This window comes from Bradyrhizobium monzae (genome assembly GCF_021458635.1).
Taxonomy (GTDB): Bacteria; Pseudomonadota; Alphaproteobacteria; order Rhizobiales; family Xanthobacteraceae; genus Bradyrhizobium.
Window position 1 is genome coordinate 129,844 of the sequence record NZ_JAIRDQ010000014.1, and the last position, 17,203, is coordinate 147,046.

Consider the following 17,203-nt stretch of genomic DNA (forward strand, 5'->3'; position numbering starts at 1 on the left):
GGGCCCGGCTGGCTTGATGTGGTTTCTGGCCGGACCACCGCCAGCCTTGTTACGGCCGGTTTCCGTGGCCAGCATGTCTTCCGAGGACATGCTTTTGCGGAAGGCGGAAGTCCAGTATGTTTTGCCGAAATGCCGCTCGACAATCGCACGGTAGATCTGATCCGGCCGTTGCCGCCTGTCCGGCTCACTCCGGCCGCCGTTAGAAATGCCGCCCGACGCGAAACGATTTAAAATTTCGTGCGGGCTGATCGTTTTGTAACATTGAACCCAAGATACGTCAATATGCCTGACATAAATTTCGCAACTCCCTCTCAAGACGCTGCCGAGCCACGGCCGGCGGCAGGCGATGGAGGCAATTTGCGCTGGGATATCATCGAGCTGCTGTTCTTCGCCTATCGCGATTTCGTCGGCGATCCCGACCAGGAGCTGGAGGCTTTCGGCTTCGGCCGGGCCCATCACCGGGTCATGCACTTCGTCTATCGCTATCCCGGTTTGAAGGTCGCCGACCTGCTCGACGTCCTGCGCATCACCAAACAATCGCTCGGCCGGGTGCTCAAGCAGCTCCTGGACGAGGGCTACATCGTGCAGAAGACCGGCGACAATGACCGCCGCCAGCGGCTGCTCTATGCGACGCCGAAGGGCGAAGCACTGGTGCAGAAGCTCGCCGGCCTCCAGACCACGCGCATCACCAAGGCGCTCGCCGAGATGGCGCCGCAGGATGCCGAGACCGTCAAGCGCTTCCTGCGCGCGATGATCGACCGCGAGGATCCGGACAAGGTGCTGGAGACGATCTTCGCCACCACCCATCAAGACTCAAAGGAGTGACCGTGCCGCTCGCTGCCACGCTCGCCCGCCCGCCAGTGCAACCGGCCGACGATGCCCCGCATCTGCTGCTGGTCGACGACGATCGCCGCATTCGCGATCTCTTGTCGCGCTTTCTCGCGGCTGAAGGTTATCGCGTCACCACCGCTTCGAGCGCGGGTGATGCGCGATCCAAGCTTCTGGGCCTGCATTTCGACTTGCTGATCCTCGACGTCATGATGCCCGGCGAGACCGGCTTCGATCTTGCCCGCTTCATCCGCACGTCCTCCTCGGTGCCGATCGTGATGCTGACGGCACGCCATGAAGCCGAGGCCCGCATCGAGGGCCTGCAGATCGGCGCCGACGATTACGTGGCAAAGCCGTTCGAGCCGCGCGAGCTGGCGCTGCGCATCAACAACATCCTCAAGCGCGCGGCGCCGCCGGTCCAGGCCGCGGCGGTGGAGAAGATCGCGTTTGGTCCCTACGTCTACCATCTCGACCGCGGCGAGTTGCGCCAGGGCGAGGAGGTCATCCATCTCACCGACCGCGAGCGCGAGATGCTGCGGATTCTCTCGGAGAATCCGGGCGAGACCGTGCCGCGCAGCGCGCTGACCGGCAATGGCAGCGTCAACGAGCGCGCCGTCGACGTGCAGATCAACCGCCTGCGGCGCAAGATCGAGACCGATCCCGCCAACCCCCTGTTCCTCCAGGCGGTGCGCGGCATCGGCTACCGGCTGGTAGCCTCGCCATAGAAGCAGTGAAGCACGACTGATGAGCACGATCGATACCGGCCTGACGCTGCTCAAGAGCGCCGCCGGCCGCGTCTCCGCCGCCAATGGCTGGATGGGCAACGCGTTCAAGGGCTGGATGCCGACCGGCCTCTATGCGCGCGCACTGCTGATCATGATCGTGCCGATGGTGATCCTGCAATCGGTCGTCGCCTTCGTGTTCATGGAGCGGCACTGGAACACGGTGACGCGCCGGCTGTCGGCCGCGGTGGTGCAGGACGTTGCCGCGCTGATCGACGTCTACAAGGGCTATCCGCAGGACAAGGACCGCGACCAGATCCGCCGCATCGCGCAGCAACGTCTAGGACTCGTCGTCGACTTCCTGCCTGCCGGCGACATGCCGCCGCCAGGCCCCAAGCCGTTCTTCTCGCTGCTCGACCAGACGCTGTCGGTGCAGCTCGGCCGTCAGATCGGGCGCTCGTTCTGGATCGATACGGTCGGCCGCTCCAACCTCGTCGAGATCCGCATCCAGCTCGACGATGCCGTGATGCGCGTGTTTGCACAGCGCAGCGCCGCCTACGCCTCGAACTCGGAAATCTTCCTGTTCTGGATGGTCGGCACGTCCTCGATCCTGCTGATCGTATCGGTGCTGTTCCTGCGCAACCAGATCAAGCCGATCCTGCGGCTTGCGGACGCCGCGGAAAGTTTCGGCAAAGGCCGCGAGGCGCCAAACTTCAGGCCGCGCGGCGCGCGCGAGGTGCGGCGCGCGGCGGGCGCCTTCCTCGAGATGAAGTCGCGCATCGAACGCGCGATGGAGCAGCGTACCGCGATGCTCGCCGGCGTCAGCCACGATCTGCGCACCATCCTCACCCGCTTCAAGCTCGAACTGGCGCTGATCGGCGACAGTCCCGAGATGGAGGGTATGCGCAAGGACGTCGACGAGATGTCGATGATGCTGGAGGATTACCTTGCGTTCGCCCGCGGCGATTCCGGCGAGCAGTCGCAGCCGACCGACATGGCGCAGGCGCTCGAGGAGTTGCGCAATGATGCCGAACGCCACGGCCACGCCGCGACCGTGACATTCAGCGGTCTGCCCGTGGTCACGGTAAAGCCGGCCTCGTTCAAGCGCTGCCTCGCCAACCTCGTCACCAACGCCGCGCGCTACGGCAAGGCCATCGCCATCTCCGGCCAGCGCGATCATCGCTATCTGACTGTCACGGTCGACGACGACGGCCCCGGCATTCCCGTCCATCTGCGCGAGGAAGTGTTCAAGCCGTTCCTACGGCTCGACAATGCCCGCAACCAGGACGAAGGCGGCACCGGCTTAGGGCTCGCCATCGCCCGCGACATCGCCCGCTCGCATGGCGGCGACATCACGCTGGGCGACAGCCCGATGGGCGGATTGAGGGCGAGCGTGCGGATTCCGGTGTAGCTGCAGTAGTCTCAGCTATTTCGGCAGCAGCGCCTTCAGCTTGTCGACGTCGCGGACGTTCATCTTGAAGCCGCCGGGCATCACGATGTCGCCGGGCTTCTGATCGGGCTTGCAGGCGCCGAGCCATTTCGCTTCGAGCGTCATGGTGGAGTCGCGCCCCGCGGCACCGACCGCGCCACCTTGCGCATGCGACGAGGTCTTCACCGTGTAGGCCGAATTGAAATCGCCGGTGATCTCGGCGTGCGACGTCGTGGACATGCCGGCGACGCTGCACTCGGAATCACTGACATAGCCGGTCGCCGTCTTCTTGATCTCCTGCTTGGAGCAGACCTGCTTGGCCATCGGCGAGATGTTGTTGTTCATCTCCTTGTCGACGGCCTCGTCAGTGCAGTGCTGCATGGTCATTTCCGGCATGGCCGAGCCGGTCCTGACCATCTTCAATTCCCAGAGACCGGCCTTGCGTACGGGCAGGTCGTCAGCCAGGGCGCTCCCTGCCGACAACACGAGACAAACGACTGATCCGAGCAAAGCAAGCTTGCGCGTCATGCGAGCGACTCCCGGCTGAGAGATCTTGGCTTTCCGAAAAACGCCTCAGTAGAGCGTGCGGATCGGCCGTTCGGCGGCGCCGTAGGGCACCCAGCGGCAGGCAAAGGAGATGTAGCCGCCCTCATAGGCCTGCACCGCGAGGAATTTGACCACCTTGCCGTAGCGCGCGCAGTGATCGACGGCGACCTGGCGCGCGTCGGTCTGCGTCGCCATGGAATAGGCGATGATGCCGCCGGTGTCGTTGCCCTTGAAGGGCGGCACCGGAAAGATGTCGGCACGCGCCGACTGGCTCGCCATGATCCCCGAGAAAACCAGGCTGGCAAGGCCCGCGGCCGCAATGATTCGCATTCCCGTCACTCCGATTGATTGGGGGCAGTTTACGGTGCCGGCGCGGCGGTGGAAAGAACGGAAGGCCTGAAGACTGCGACGTTGTGATCAAGTCCTGGCCAAGTGTTGCCGCGCTGCACTTGACCTCCCCCGCCCTTCGCGGCACCGTCAGAGCTTCGCAGATCATGCTGTCTGGATTGCCCATGCGCGCCTCGACCTCCCTGAAATCGCTTCGGTTTGCCGCCATTCTCGGCCTCATGTTCGGGGCGCTGTCGCTCAGCGAGGCCAGGGCCGCCAATCCGCTGGAGCTGAATTTTTGGCTGAGCGGGCCGCGTTATGACGGCAACGTCGCCGATTGCGAGAGGGCGCTGCCGACGATCGCGAACCAGTTCTGGGAGAAGGAAAGCTCGTTCTGGAATTCGCCGTTGAGGATCGAGGGCTTCTCGGCCGTCCACGAGACCGCGTTCCGACCCTGGGCGTCCGACAACATTCCGCGCCGTTTCTGCACCGGCGAAGCCATGCTCAATGACGGCAAGGTGCGGAAGGTGCACTTCTCGATCGTCGAGGATGGCGGCTTCGCCGGTTACGGCCAGGGCGTCGAATGGTGCGTGGTCGGGCTCGACCGCAACTGGGCCTACAATCCGGCCTGCCGCGCCGCCAAGCCGTAATTCGAAGATCCCTGAATCGGACCGACCAAGCGGCCGATCGGCGGCTGCCCGAATTCTGTTCTTGAAATGTTCTTATCGCCTGCTAGGCTCTGTTGCACAGTCTAGCTGAGGGGCGTCGCCATGTTTCGTTTTAGATTGCACTCGTTCTCCCGCCTTGTGATCTCACTGACCCTCCCCCTGATTCTTGCCGCCGGGCCGATCGCGCTGGCCGGTGGCGCGAAAGCGCAGGACAAACGGCAGAACGCGCCCGGCGAATTCGATTTCTACGTGCTGTCGCTGTCGTGGTCGCCGTCCTTCTGCGAAGAGGCGGCCGAGCGCGGCCGCGGCGGCGGGCGCTCGAATATCCAGTGTGAGGGACGGCCCTATTCCTTCGTGGTGCACGGGCTGTGGCCGCAATATGAGAACGGCTTCCCTGAATATTGCCAGCGGCCATCGCCGCGGCTGAACCGCAACATCGTCTCCACGATGCTCGATCTGATGCCGGCGCCGGGCCTGATCTTCAATGAGTGGGACAAGCACGGCACCTGCTCCGGGCTCGACGGTCGCAATTACTTCGAGACGATCCGGAAGGCGCGCGCCGTGATCAAGATTCCGGCCGAATATCTCGACCTGTCGCAGACCAAGACCGTGGCCCCGGGCGAGGTGGAAGAAGCCTTCATCAAGGCCAATCCGGGCCTGAGCAGCGCCGCCGTCTCGGTCACCTGTAATCGCACGCGGCTCTCCGAGGTCCGCATCTGCCTCAGCAAGGATCTGCAATTCCGCGCCTGCGAAGAACTCGACCGTCGCGCCTGCCGCCGCGACCAGGTGACAATGCCGCCGGTCAGGGGTGGGTAGCCCCGGGCTCTCGTGCCTCTTTGCTGAAGCCATCACGTGGCGTAGTGCTCTTGCATGAATTACCGCCACGCCTTTCACGCCGGCAACTTCGCCGATGTCATCAAGCATATCGTTCTGGCGCGCATCCTGACCTATTTGCAGGACAAGCCGGCCGCCTTCCGCGTCATCGACACCCATGCGGGTGCCGGCCTCTACGATCTCGACAGCGACGAGGCACGGCGCAGCGGCGAGTGGCTGACGGGGATCGCGCGGCTGATGCAGGCGCGCTTCACGAACGAGACAGTCGCACTGACCAAGCCGTACATGGACATCGTCCGCGCCTTCAATCCGAAGGGCGAGCTCAAGGCCTATCCCGGCTCGCCGCTGATCGCGCGCGGCCTGATGCGGCCGCAGGACCGGCTCGTGGCTTGCGAGCTCGAACCGAAGGCGCGCAAGGCGTTGATCGATGTGTTGCGGCGCGACGAACAGGCCCGCGTGGTCGATCTCGACGGCTGGATGGCGCTGCCGGCGTTCGTGCCGCCGAAGGAGCGGCGCGGGCTCGTGCTGATCGACCCGCCGTTCGAGGCGAAAGACGAGTTCGAAAGACTGGGTGAAGCCTTCTCGACCGCATTCGCGAAATGGCCGACCGGTATCTATGTAATCTGGTACCCCGCCAAGAGCCGGCGGGCGACCGACACGCTGGCGCAACTCGTGGCGCGGACCGCAGCCGCAGCAAAGACTCCGGGAAAATGTCTCCGGCTCGAATTCAGCGCTGCACCACAGGTCGACGGCGCGGCTCTCACCTCGACGGGATTGCTGATCGTCAATCCGCCCTACACGCTGCAGGGCGAGCTCAAGACGATCCTGCCCGAGCTGGAAATGCCGCTCGGTCAGGGCGGCGCTGCCAGATTCCGATTAGAGGTGCCGAAGCCGTAACACTCCGGCATTCTTGGGAAAAATATGCAGTAGCGGTAGTCAATCTGCAAAGAACCGTATTATGCTGTTGGCGTGACTGGCTTTACGTTCCGCTTCCGCGAATGGTTGCGGCGGAGTGAAGGCCTAAGAAAGATCCAGTCGGACCGAAGGGTCTGCCCAAGGATGGCCAGCTCTCCCGGGCTTCGTGATGCCCGGTCATGTCGCGACGCGCGTCTGCGTTGCGACGGAGGAGCAATGAGGGGGAGTTTCCCGATGGCCAATACGGGAACGGTTAAGTTCTTCAACGGCGAGCGCGGCTACGGCTTCATCAAGCCGGACGACGGCGGTCGCGATGTCTTCGTTCACATTACCGCTGTTGAGCGGGCGGGACTGAAGGACCTTGCCGAAGGACAGCGTATCACATTCGAAGTCGAACCGGACAAGAAGGGGAAGGGGCCGAAGGCGGTCAATTTAGTGATCCTTTCCTAGCGGACCTGACTCAAAAAACTCGGCGCAAAAAAAGTCCCGGCCGCGAGCGGCCGGGAGGCTGTTGTCCGGTATTTTCTTATTTGGCTATCAGAAGTGATAGTTCACGCCTGCGCGAACAACGCTGGCGCTATAGCCGTTTGACACGCCTGTAATTGCGAACTGGCTCGACGACAGATCGATGTAGAGATATTCGAGCTTCGCGCTCCAGTTCGGCGCGAAGCCGACTTCCGCGCCGACGCCGGCGGTCCAGCCGGCGGTGGTGTGCGATTCCGTCCAGCCGAAGGTCTGCGCGCGCAACTCGCCGAAGGCGAGGCCGGCGGTGCCGTAGAACAGGATGTTGCTGAAGGCATAGCCGGCGCGACCGCGCAGCGTGCCGAACCAGGGATTGGAGAACTTCCACGGCGCGAAAGTGTCGTCGGCGCCTGCTGCCTGGATGTCGCCCTCGACGCCGAACACCCACGGGCCGTTCTGGAAATTGTAGCCGGCCTGCACGCCGCCGACGAAGCCGGAGGGCTTCACGGGCGTGTTGCTCACCGAGCCCCATTCATAGCCGAGATTGGCGCCGAGATACGGGCCGGCCCAGCTGTAGCCATTGAGGGGCTGATTGACCGTATAGGGCGCGCGCTGCCCGTAGCTGAGATCGGCGGCCTCTGCCGACGCCGTCCAGCCGGCTGCAACCAACGCGGCTGCGCCCGCAACGAGCCTCTTCATCACACACTCCAACGCAACTGCCGCAACCGGGTGCGACGCCCGCGCCACCGCGCAAGGCCCGACCGCATGGTTACGGGACCACCACTCTTTCGCGGAAGATTTATCGAGAGTTTTAAGTTAAAGGGCTGTTAAGACCCGTTACCGCGCTGTTAACAGACTTAAGGAAGCGTTACCGGGAACTGCGCCGCCATCCTGTGCGTGCGGCACGGCCGGAACTTCAAATCGGCTCCCCCAGCGCCTAAATTCGCACCATGGTTCACGATTCCACCGACAATCCGGACGACGCACGCGCGCGCAAATCGCCGCGAGCCGCGACTGCCGATGCCCCCGCCCGAGAGACATCGCCCGAGACGGCGGCGCCGCCCGACCTCGATCCCGCCACCACGGGCGGCGATGACGAGGACGATGCGCGCCTGCCGGACATTCTGGAAGAGAGCGGTGCGATCGGCGAAGAGCCGCTGGCGACCGGTCACGAGGCGATCGAGCGCGCGGTCCGGCTCGCGCCCACCTCGCCCGGCGTCTATCGCATGCTCAGTGCCAACGCCGACGTGCTCTATGTCGGCAAGGCCAAGAACGTCAAAAAGCGCCTGTCCAACTACGCACGCCAGAGTGCGCCGCTGCCGGCGCGCATCCTGCGCATGATCGCGGCCACGGTGACCGTGGAGATCGTCTCGACCACGACCGAGACCGAGGCGCTGCTGCTGGAAGCCAACCTCATCAAGCAGCTGCGGCCGCGCTTCAACGTGCAGCTGCGTGACGACAAATCGTTTCCCTACATCCTGATCACCGGCGACCATTGGGCGCCGCAGATCCTGAAGCACCGCGGCGCGCAGACCCGGCCCGGGCGCTATTTCGGCCCGTTCGCCTCTGCCGGCGCCGTCAACCGCACCATCACGGCCTTGCAGCGCGCGTTCCTGATCCGCTCCTGCACGGACTCCTTCTTCGAGAGCCGCTCGCGGCCCTGCCTGCTCTACCAGATCCGCCGCTGCGCCGGCCCCTGCACCCGCGAGATCGACTTCCCCGGCTATACGACGCTGGTGCGCGAGGCGACCGACTTCCTGTCCGGCAAGAGCCAGGCGGTGAAGCAGGAGCTCGCTGGCGAGATGGAGAAGGCCTCCGGCGAGCTCGAATTCGAAAGTGCGGCGCTCTATCGTGACCGCCTCGCCGCATTGTCGGCGATCCAGTCGCAGCAGGGCATCAATCCGCGCACGGTGGAAGAAGCCGACGTGTTCGCCATCCACCAGGAGGGCGGCTTCTCCTGCGTCGAAGTGTTCTTCTTCCGCACCGGACAGAACTGGGGCAATCGCGCCTATTTCCCGCGCGCGGAGAAGACGTTCACGCCGGAGGAAGTGCTGGGGTCCTTCCTCGCCCAGTTCTACGACGACAAGCCGCCGCCAAAGACCATCCTGCTTTCGCATGAGATCGAGGAGAGCGACCTGCTCGCCAACGCGCTGTCGATCAAGGCCGGCCACAAGATCGAGGTCATCGCGCCCAAGCGCGGCGAGAAGAAGGAGCTCGTCATCCATGCGCTGACCAATGCGCGTGAGGCGCTCGGCCGCAAGCTCGCCGATACCGCAACCCAGAGCCGCCTGCTCGACGCCATGGCCGCCACGCTGAACCTGCCGCATGCGCCCAAGCGCATCGAGGTCTACGACAACAGCCACATCCAGGGCACCAATGCGGTCGGCGCCATGATCGTCGCAGGTCCCGATGGTTTTGTGAAAAACCAGTACCGCAAGTTCAACATCAAGTCGGAAGGGCTGACGCCCGGCGACGATTACGGCATGATGCGCGAGGTGCTGGAGCGCCGCTTCAAGCGTCTCATCAATCCGCCCGAAGAGAGCGCCACCAAGGCCAAGGACGACGATTTCCCGCAATGGCCCGACCTCGTCGTCATCGACGGCGGCCGCGGTCAGCTCAATGCCGTCCGGGAGATCTTCACCAATCTCGGCCTGACCCAGGTGTCGCTGATGTCGGTCGCCAAGGGTCCGGACCGGGACGCCGGCCGGGAGACCCTGTTCATGCCGGAGCGCGAGGCGATCAAGCTGGAGCCCCGCGACCCCGTGCTCTATTTCATCCAGCGCCTGCGGGACGAGGCCCACCGCTTCGTCATCGGCTCGCACCGCAAGCTGCGCAAGAAGGACATCCGCGAGGCCGGTTTGCAGGAGATTCCGGGCATCGGCCCGTCACGCAAACGTGCCTTGCTGCACCATTTCGGAACCCTGAAGGAGATCGAACGCGCCTCGATCGCCGATCTCGGCAAGGTTCCTGGGGTGAGCGCGGAGAGCGCCCGCAGGATATTCGACTATTTCCATCCCCAGCCTGGGTGAACTAAACGGGCTGTAGTCATATGGTCGTCGCATCCCGCACCCCAATTGAGGACGGACGGTTGACCTTCAGGCTTGAGCGGTATTGGTAGGACGGATGAACATCGCCACGACACGAGGGACAACCAGCCGCGCGATGTCCCTGCCGAACATCCTGACCTATGGCCGGATCGCCGCGATCCCGGTCGTAGTCGGATGCATCTATGCGCAGTCGATCATGGACTACCCGCTGTGGCTGCGCTGGGTCGCGGTCGCGATCTTCATCGGCGCCGCGGTGACGGACTATCTCGACGGCTACTACGCGCGGATCTGGAATCAGCAATCGGCGTTCGGCCGGATGCTCGACCCGATCGCCGACAAGCTGCTGGTCGCCTCCTGCCTCCTCATGCTGGCCGCCGACGGTATCATCCATGGCTGGTCGCTGTGGGCCGCCATCGTGATCCTGTGCCGCGAGATCCTGGTCTCGGGCCTGCGCGAATACCTCGCAGCGCTGCGTGTCAGCGTACCCGTGACCAAGCTCGCCAAGTGGAAGACCACGGTCCAGCTCGTCGCGATCGGCTTCCTGCTCGCGGGTCCCGCCGGCGACGAGGTCATTCCCATGGTCTCGCTGATCGGCCTCGTCCTGCTGTGGGCCTCGGCGATCCTGACCATGTACACCGGTTACGATTACTTCCGTTCCGGCATCCATCACCTCATCAAGGAGGATGAGGTATGAAGGTGAAGTACTTCGCCTGGGTGCGCGAGCGCGTCGGCAAGGCCGAGGAGACGATCGAGCCGCCGGCGACCGTGCGTACCGTCGAGGAGCTGATCGCCTGGCTGTCCGGCCGGAGCGAGGCTTACGCCTATGCGTTTGAGAAGCCGAAGGTGATCCGCACCGCGATCGACCATGCCCACGTCAAGGCCGACGCCGCGATCGCGGGCGCCCGCGAGATCGCGTTCTTCCCGCCGATGACCGGCGGCTAGGCCATGACTTCCCCTGTCCCCAGCTGCCCCGTCGCCATCCGTATCCAGGAAGACGATTTCGACATCGCGCGCGAGATCGCGGTGCTGACCAAGAGCCGCACCGACATCGGCGCGGTCGTCAGCTTCTCCGGCATCTGTCGCGCCGACGAGGACAGTTCGAGGATCGCCGCGCTCACGCTCGAACATTACCCCGGCATGGCCGAGGAAGAGATCAGGCGCCATGTCGAGGAGTCCACCTCGCGCTGGCCGCTCAACGGCGTCACGGTGATCCATCGTGTCGGGCGATTCATGCCCGGCCAGAACATCGTGCTGGTGCTCACGGCGTCGCAACACCGCCGGGCGGCGTTCGAGGCGGCCGAATTCCTGATGGATTATCTCAAGACCAGCGCACCGTTCTGGAAGAAGGAAGAGAGCGCCGCCGGCGCCGGCTGGGTCGAGGCCCACGCCCGTGACGACGAGGCCGCCGCACGCTGGACCCGATCCTGATGGCAAGAGCTGTGAGAAAGGCCACGCGCGGCCGCGCCGCGCCAAAACTCGCGAAGGTCGGCCGCGGCGAGCTGCTCACGCTGCTCGACTTCATCCGCTATGCGGTCAGCCGCTTCACCGAAGCCAAACTTGCCTTTGCCCACGGCACGACCGATCCGGTGGCGGAAGCCGCCTTCCTGGTCTGCGAGGCCCTGCACCTGCATCCCGACCAGTTCGAGACCTTTGCCCACGCGCGCGTCACCGCCGCGGAAGGCAAGACCCTGCTCGACCTCATCCACAAGCGCGTGACGACGCGCAAACCGACGGCCTATCTCGTCAACAAGATCTACATGCGCGGCCTGCCGTTCTATGTCGATGAGCGCGTCATCGTGCCGCGCTCCTTCATCGGCGAGCTGCTGGATTCGCATTTCGGCGGCGATGGCGAAGCGGGTTCGCTGATCGACGATCCCACGGCTATCGAGCGCGTGCTCGACCTCTGCACGGGATCGGGATGTCTTGCGATCCTCGCCGCGTATCATTTCCCGAACGCCATGGTTGACGCCGTCGACATCTCCAAGGGCGCGCTCGAAGTCGCCGCGCGCAACACTGGGGAACATGGGCTGGATGAGCGGATCAGCCTGCATCGGGGCGATCTGTTCGCGCCGCTCGGCGGCACCAAATACGACCTGATCATCACCAACCCGCCTTACGTCGACGCGGAAGGCATGGCGGCGCTGCCGCCGGAATGCCGGGCCGAGCCGAAGCTTGCCTTCGACGGCGGCGCCGATGGTCTCGACGTGGTCCGCCGCATCCTGCGCGATGCGCCCGACCACCTCACGCCGGATGGTGGGCTGCTCTGCGAGATCGGCCGCGGCCGCGAACTAGTCGACGAGGCCTTTCCGGAACTGCCCCTGCTGTGGCTCGACACCGAGGAATCCGAGGGCGAGGTGTTCTGGATCGCGGCTGCCGATCTCGGCTGATCGAGCGCGCGCGGCGGAACAAGTCAAATTCCGCCACGTTCATTCCCCGATCAATCTCTCGCTCTCGGAGGATGTCCGCATGCTCGCGCCATCGGGCGAATTGCTGCGCGCCGGCATGGCGCTGAAACTCAACCATCTCAAGCGCGCGGCGCAGTCCTATCTGCGTGACCGCACCAGCCAGACCACCGGGCGCGTGACGTCCTACGCGGTCGCGGCGGGACTGTTCGCAGTGGCCGGGCTGTTCCTGATCGCGGCCTTCTTTGTCGGCCTGGTCGCGCTCTACCGCTGGATTGCCATCACCTACGGACAATTCTGGGGCCTTGGCGCCGCTGCGGCCGTGCTGCTGGTCCTGGCCGCGGCCTGCGCCGGGGTGGCCATGGCCCACATGAACCGCCGCACGAGGCCGATCGTGCCGCTCGCCAGCCGCCTACGCGTGGCGATCGCCACGCCACGGATCCCGCGCGGGACGGTCAAGCAGGCGGTGAAAGAGGTCGCGACGACGATTCCATTGGTTCCGCTCGCGCCGGGCGAACGCGGCCGAGGCGGCAGTGCTTCCTCGACTCGGACCAACCGCCCCATGCAGCTTGGCCTGATGCTCGCCGCGATCGGATTGCTGGGCTTCACGGCTGCCCGCCGACGGCGCCACGGTCGCGGACTGGACGCCTGACATGCGTGCGCGGCACAGCGAGCAGCTCGACTCCTGGCTGCTGGTCGCCGCCACGGCAGTTTTCGTCCTCACTGCGGAGCGCTACTTTCAGGAACCTGGCCACGTCCGGCCGGGACCACGACAAGATCATCGCAACAACGAGGCGAATTCGCCCGGAACGAGCCCTGCAGGCGCGGCCGTGCAGCCCGGCCACGGCCGCCGCTCGAAAAGCCCGTTCGCGATTCCCTGGGCCGGCTGGAAGGATATTTTCTGGCGCACTTATCAGCGCATCGACGACGATCGCCTGCTGGCAACCGCAGGGGGCGTCGTCTTCTTCGGTCTGCTCGCGATCTTTCCCGCAGTAACCGCACTCGTCTCGTCCTACGGACTGTTCGCCGATCCCTCGACCATCAGCGAAAATCTGCAGACGCTCGCGATGATGCTGCCCCAGGGCACGTTCCAGATCGTCGAGGATCAGGTCGCGCGGGTGGTCTCGAAAGGCAACACGGCGCTGGGCGCCACCTTTGCACTTGGCCTCGTGCTTGCGGTCTGGAGTGCCAATGCCGGCGTCAAATCCATCTTCGACGCCCTCAATGTCGCCTATGAGGAACGCGAGAAGCGCAGCTTCATCAAGCTGAACATGGTGTCGCTGGCCTTCACGGTCGGCGGCATCGTGGCCCTGCTGGTGATGGTCGGCGCGGTGGTCGCCTTCCCGCTCGCGCTGAATCATCTCGGCATCGCCCCCGAGAGCAAGCTGATCGTGGCGCTGGCACGATGGCCGCTGCTCTTCCTCATTTTGTTGCTGGCGCTCGCCATCCTCTACCGCTTCGCACCCAGCCGCGATGCGCCGCGCTGGCAATGGCTGAGCATCGGCGCGGTAACGGCCACCCTGCTCTGGATTGCCGGCTCGGCGCTGCTGTCCTGGTATCTCTCGGCGTTTGCCAATTACAACGCGACCTACGGCGCCCTTGGGGCTGCGATCGGCCTGATGATGTGGATGTGGATGTCGGCCATCGTCATCATGTTCGGCGCCGAGCTGAACTCGGAGGTCGAACGGCAAACCTTGCACGATACGACCACCGGGCCGCCCAAGCCGCTCGGCAGCCGCGAGGCCGTTTCGGCCGACACGGTCGGCGCCGCCGCGCCGTCCTGACTTCCTTCACGCGCGCCTGCGGCCGCTATCCCCTCGAATCAACAATGATGTTAGGGTCGTGCATGCTTGGGGAGCACGAGGCGTGACGGGTGCGAATTGCGACCCGTGTTTTCCCGGGTGAGGCAGCAGCTCTTGAGGCGTAACGCGCGGCATGATTCGCATTTCGACGATCTTCATCGCCATCTGCATGGTTCTGGTCGCGGCCTCGCTCGGGCTCGTGCTCTACGCGGTCGCCGGCATCAGCGGAACCGAATCCGCGATCGTGGCGCTGACCGCGCTGACCTTCCTGATCCTCTACAACGCGGTCTCGATGCGGCTGCGCGACCGCAGCGACGTCGGCGGCCAGATCGCCGACCTCTCGCGCGGCACCGCCGACCTCGCCCGCCAGGTGGCCGAGTTCGGCCGCCGGCTCGCCGCTATCGAAGGCCGCGTCGCCTCGTCCAATTCGACCAATTCCGATCGTGTCCAGTCGGTGATCGGCGAGATCAACGAGCTCGGCGGACTGGTCAAGCAGCTTGCCGCCACGGTGTCGACCCATGAGGACCTGCTGGCCGGTCACGCGCCGGCGCCGGCCTCCGTTCCGGTCGCCAGGCTGGAGCCGGAAACGCCGATCGACCTGATTGCCCCCTTCGATGAGCGGCCGGCCGCTTCTCCGCCGCTTTCCGGACCGCGGCCGATGCCGCCGGCCGTCCAGACCCAGACCGCCAATGCCGTTTCGGCGGTCAACGGCCCCAACCAGACCCAGATGCTGGCAACGTTGCGCAATGCGATCGACGAGAACCGCATCGACATCTTCCTCCAGCCGATGGTGACGCTGCCGCAGCGCAAGGTCCGCTTCTACGAGGCCGTGACCCGGGTGCGTGACGAGCGCGACCAGCTGTTCGCCGCGGAAGAGTTCATCAGCATCGCCGAGGCCTCCGGCCTGATCGGACGCATCGACAACATGGTGTTGCTGCGCTGTGTCCAGGTGTTGCGCCGGCTGATGGTGCGCAACAAGGATGTCGGCGTGTTCTGCAACGTCGCAGCCTCGACGCTCGGCAACTCCACCACCTTCGCGCAATGCCTCGACTTCCTCGAGGCCAACCGGGCGCTCGCACCATCGCTGGTGCTGGAGTTCAAGCAGTCGACCTTCCGCGGCCTCGGCCCCACAGAGACCGAGAATCTCGCGGCACTCGCGCAGCGTGGCTTCCGCTTCTCGATCGACCATGTCACCGACTTGCGGATCGAGCCGCGCGAGCTCGCCGACCGCGGCGTGCGCTTCATCAAGGTCCCGGCCTCGCTGCTGCTCGACCCGAAACAGGCCTCGACCTCGGACATTCATCCCTCCGACCTGTCCGACCTGCTCGGCCGCTTCGGCATCGACCTGATCGCGGAACGGATCGAGGGCGAACGCGCAGTGGTCGACCTGCTCGACTATGACGTGCGGTTCGGCCAGGGCTTTCTGTTCGCGCCGCCCCGGCCATTGCGGCCCGAGGGGGCATCTGCTACCGGCGGGGCCGCGTCGAACCCGGCGCAGGACATTCAGGGATCCAATGGCTCCGGAACACCCAGCCCAAGCGCAACATCAGCTGCGGCGCCTGCCGCCCCGTCATCGCGCATCACCGGCAACGCGGCGCTGGCGCGCCGGATCTGATCGGCCGCACGTATCATGACCACGCTGCATTTCGCACAAAGCCTGCGCGAACTCGTGGGCAGGGTCGATGTCGTGCTCAGCGACATCTGGGGCGTCGTCCATAATGGACTGGAATCCTTCCCCGAGGCGTGCGAGGCGCTGCACACCTATCGCAGCGGTGGCGGTACGGTGATCCTGATCACCAACGCGCCGCGCCCGGCCGATTCTGTGCAGCGGCAATTGCGGAAACTCGGCGTCGCCGACGAGACCTATGACGCGATCGTTTCCTCCGGCGATTTGACGCGGCTCTATGTCGCCGAGCACCCCGGACGAAAAATGTTCTGGCTCGGCCCCGAGCGCGACAACTCGATCTATCGCGGTCTCGATGCCAAGACCGCGCCGCTGGAAGAGGCCGACTACATCGTCTGCACCGGTCTCTACGACGACGAGACGGAGACTGCGGAAGATTATCGCGGCATGATGCTCAAGGCGCGCGAGCGCAAGCTGACGCTGGTCTGCGCCAACCCCGACATCGTGGTCGAGCGCGGCGACCGACTGATTTATTGCGCCGGCGCGATTGCCGAACTGTATCGCGAACTGGGCGGCGAGGTGATCTTCTACGGCAAGCCGCACCGGCCGATCTACGAGCGCGCGATGCGGCTGGCCGGCGAACGCCAGGGCCACCCGATCGACCGGAAAAAGGTGCTGGCGATCGGCGATTCCGTCCGCACCGACCTGACCGGCGCGCGTGCATTCGGCATCGACTGCCTGTTCGTCACCCGCGGCATCCATGCCGAGGAGTTCGAGGGCCTCGACCAGCTCGATCCCAAGTCAGTGACGGAATTGTTCGGCCACCCGCCGAAGGCGCTGATGCGCGAATTGAAGTGGTGACCGCAATGCGGCCTGAAGTGGGACCGACTTAGACGAATTGCTGAGTACCGTCATGGCCGGGCCACGTCTTCGCTTGCATATCCTAGAACGTGAATGCCCGGGACAAGCCCGGGCACGACGATCCTGTTGGAAGACTGTTTGTCCGGCGTAGACCGCGCCTTATGCGCTCGCCATGTCCGGGAAGACCGCCTCGATCTTGGTCTTCAGCGTCGCCGCATTGAATGGCTTGACGATGTAATTGTTCACGCCGGCCTTCTTGGCCGCGATCACGTTCTCGGTCTTCGATTCCGCCGTGATCATGATGAAAGGCGTGGTGGCGAGATTGGGATCTGCGCGCACTTCGCGCAGCAGGTCGTAACCCGTCATCGGCTCCATGTTCCAATCGGAAATCACGAGCCCGTACTTCTTGCCGCGCATCTTGTTCAGCGCCGCCGAACCGTCGCTCGCATCATCGATGTTCTCGAAGCCAAGCTGCTTCAGCAGATTCCGGATGATACGGATCATGGTGCTGTAGTCATCCACCACCAGAACCGACATCGACAAATCAACCGCCATCTCGACTCCCCCAACGCAAACCCAGGAAAATAGTTACGATCGGACCTGACGGGACAGCCCCCGCAGTTCCACGTTTCAAGGACTAGCACCAAGGCGTTAAACAGCGCGTTAACTGGGGCCGCCGTCGAAAGATTGTATCCTGTTCCTTGCGACCACCCCGCCCGCTTGACTTCATCGGCCG

The 17,203-nt window shown here is 64.6% G+C and carries 20 protein-coding genes; 16 read left to right on the plus strand and 4 right to left on the minus strand.

Features of this window, described 5'->3' with window-relative positions:
* The first annotated feature begins 282 nt into the window (after nucleotides 1-282).
* Genes K3F49_RS34985 through K3F49_RS34995 form a run of 3 tightly spaced genes read left to right on the plus strand, consistent with a single transcriptional unit; the run spans nucleotide 283 to nucleotide 2,961 of the window.
* Nucleotides 283-825, plus strand: a complete 543-nt coding sequence (locus K3F49_RS34985) for a MarR family winged helix-turn-helix transcriptional regulator (RefSeq protein WP_234685409.1) — start codon at nucleotides 283-285, stop codon at nucleotides 823-825.
* Nucleotides 822-1,553 (plus strand): response regulator transcription factor, encoded by a 732-nt coding sequence (locus K3F49_RS34990; RefSeq protein ID WP_234685410.1) that lies wholly within the window; start codon nucleotides 822-824, stop codon nucleotides 1,551-1,553. Before K3F49_RS34985 ends, K3F49_RS34990 begins: the two co-directional genes overlap by 4 nt.
* A 19-nt stretch (nucleotides 1,554-1,572) precedes the next feature.
* Nucleotides 1,573-2,961 (plus strand): ATP-binding protein, encoded by a 1,389-nt coding sequence (locus K3F49_RS34995; RefSeq protein ID WP_234685411.1) that lies wholly within the window; start codon nucleotides 1,573-1,575, stop codon nucleotides 2,959-2,961.
* A gap of 15 nt (nucleotides 2,962-2,976) precedes the next feature.
* Here K3F49_RS34995 and K3F49_RS35000 read toward each other — a convergent pair whose 3' ends face one another.
* Together K3F49_RS35000 and K3F49_RS35005 are read right to left on the minus strand one after the other, a co-directional pair.
* Nucleotides 2,977-3,507, minus strand: coding sequence for a DUF3617 domain-containing protein (locus K3F49_RS35000; protein WP_234685412.1), 531 nt, complete (start codon nucleotides 3,505-3,507; stop codon nucleotides 2,977-2,979).
* Between the two features lie 45 nt (nucleotides 3,508-3,552).
* Nucleotides 3,553-3,855: a hypothetical protein gene (locus K3F49_RS35005; RefSeq protein WP_234685413.1), complete on the minus strand. Its 303-nt coding sequence runs from the start codon at nucleotides 3,853-3,855 to the stop codon at nucleotides 3,553-3,555.
* Nucleotides 3,856-4,037: 182 nt separating this feature from the next.
* Here K3F49_RS35005 and K3F49_RS35010 point away from each other — a divergent pair, with 182 nt between their 5' ends.
* From K3F49_RS35010 to K3F49_RS35025, 4 genes are all read left to right on the plus strand, one after another.
* On the plus strand, nucleotides 4,038-4,502 hold the full coding sequence (locus K3F49_RS35010; RefSeq protein ID WP_234685414.1) for a hypothetical protein: 465 nt from the start codon (nucleotides 4,038-4,040) through the stop codon (nucleotides 4,500-4,502).
* Between the two features lie 120 nt (nucleotides 4,503-4,622).
* On the plus strand, nucleotides 4,623-5,336 hold the full coding sequence (locus K3F49_RS35015) for a ribonuclease T2 (protein WP_234685415.1): 714 nt from the start codon (nucleotides 4,623-4,625) through the stop codon (nucleotides 5,334-5,336).
* 54 nt (nucleotides 5,337-5,390) lie between these two features.
* Nucleotides 5,391-6,251 (plus strand): 23S rRNA (adenine(2030)-N(6))-methyltransferase RlmJ, encoded by an 861-nt coding sequence (locus K3F49_RS35020; protein ID WP_234685416.1) that lies wholly within the window; start codon nucleotides 5,391-5,393, stop codon nucleotides 6,249-6,251.
* A gap of 252 nt (nucleotides 6,252-6,503) precedes the next feature.
* On the plus strand, nucleotides 6,504-6,719 hold the full coding sequence (locus K3F49_RS35025; protein WP_027534220.1) for a cold-shock protein: 216 nt from the start codon (nucleotides 6,504-6,506) through the stop codon (nucleotides 6,717-6,719).
* 87 nt (nucleotides 6,720-6,806) lie between these two features.
* On the opposite strand, the gene K3F49_RS35030 is transcribed toward K3F49_RS35025, so the two are convergent.
* On the minus strand, nucleotides 6,807-7,430 hold the full coding sequence (locus K3F49_RS35030; protein WP_234685417.1) for an outer membrane protein: 624 nt from the start codon (nucleotides 7,428-7,430) through the stop codon (nucleotides 6,807-6,809).
* Nucleotides 7,431-7,681: 251 nt separating this feature from the next.
* Here K3F49_RS35030 and uvrC point away from each other — a divergent pair, with 251 nt between their 5' ends.
* The 9 genes from uvrC to K3F49_RS35075 all read left to right on the plus strand — a co-directional run bounded on the left by uvrC (nucleotide 7,682) and on the right by K3F49_RS35075 (nucleotide 16,467).
* The gene (gene uvrC, locus K3F49_RS35035; RefSeq protein ID WP_234685418.1) at nucleotides 7,682-9,760 is read left to right on the plus strand and encodes an excinuclease ABC subunit UvrC; all 2,079 of its coding nucleotides are present in this window, start codon (nucleotides 7,682-7,684) and stop codon (nucleotides 9,758-9,760) included.
* 94 nt (nucleotides 9,761-9,854) lie between these two features.
* The gene (gene pgsA / locus K3F49_RS35040; protein ID WP_234685419.1) at nucleotides 9,855-10,472 is read left to right on the plus strand and encodes a CDP-diacylglycerol--glycerol-3-phosphate 3-phosphatidyltransferase; all 618 of its coding nucleotides are present in this window, start codon (nucleotides 9,855-9,857) and stop codon (nucleotides 10,470-10,472) included.
* Nucleotides 10,469-10,720 carry a molybdopterin converting factor subunit 1 gene (gene moaD, locus K3F49_RS35045; protein WP_234685420.1) on the plus strand — a complete coding sequence of 84 codons (252 nt, stop codon included), beginning with the start codon at nucleotides 10,469-10,471 and terminating at the stop codon, nucleotides 10,718-10,720. The genes pgsA and moaD overlap by 4 nt, the downstream gene beginning before the upstream one ends.
* A 3-nt stretch (nucleotides 10,721-10,723) precedes the next feature.
* Complete coding sequence (locus tag K3F49_RS35050; RefSeq protein WP_234685421.1) at nucleotides 10,724-11,206, plus strand: molybdenum cofactor biosynthesis protein MoaE; 483 nt, start codon at nucleotides 10,724-10,726, stop codon at nucleotides 11,204-11,206.
* Entirely contained in the window at nucleotides 11,206-12,165 is a 960-nt protein-coding gene (gene prmB / locus K3F49_RS35055; RefSeq protein WP_234685422.1) for a 50S ribosomal protein L3 N(5)-glutamine methyltransferase, read from the plus strand. Before K3F49_RS35050 ends, prmB begins: the two co-directional genes overlap by 1 nt.
* A gap of 79 nt (nucleotides 12,166-12,244) precedes the next feature.
* Nucleotides 12,245-12,832, plus strand: coding sequence for a phage holin family protein (locus K3F49_RS35060; protein ID WP_234685423.1), 588 nt, complete (start codon nucleotides 12,245-12,247; stop codon nucleotides 12,830-12,832).
* A gap of 1 nt (nucleotide 12,833) precedes the next feature.
* Complete coding sequence (locus tag K3F49_RS35065; protein WP_234685424.1) at nucleotides 12,834-13,964, plus strand: YihY/virulence factor BrkB family protein; 1,131 nt, start codon at nucleotides 12,834-12,836, stop codon at nucleotides 13,962-13,964.
* 151 nt (nucleotides 13,965-14,115) lie between these two features.
* Nucleotides 14,116-15,597: an EAL domain-containing protein gene (locus K3F49_RS35070; RefSeq protein WP_234685425.1), complete on the plus strand. Its 1,482-nt coding sequence runs from the start codon at nucleotides 14,116-14,118 to the stop codon at nucleotides 15,595-15,597.
* Between the two features lie 15 nt (nucleotides 15,598-15,612).
* Complete coding sequence (locus K3F49_RS35075) at nucleotides 15,613-16,467, plus strand: TIGR01459 family HAD-type hydrolase (protein WP_234685426.1); 855 nt, start codon at nucleotides 15,613-15,615, stop codon at nucleotides 16,465-16,467.
* Between the two features lie 159 nt (nucleotides 16,468-16,626).
* Here K3F49_RS35075 and K3F49_RS35080 read toward each other — a convergent pair whose 3' ends face one another.
* Complete coding sequence (locus K3F49_RS35080; protein ID WP_007596883.1) at nucleotides 16,627-17,022, minus strand: response regulator; 396 nt, start codon at nucleotides 17,020-17,022, stop codon at nucleotides 16,627-16,629.
* Nucleotides 17,023-17,203: the final 181 nt, after the last annotated feature.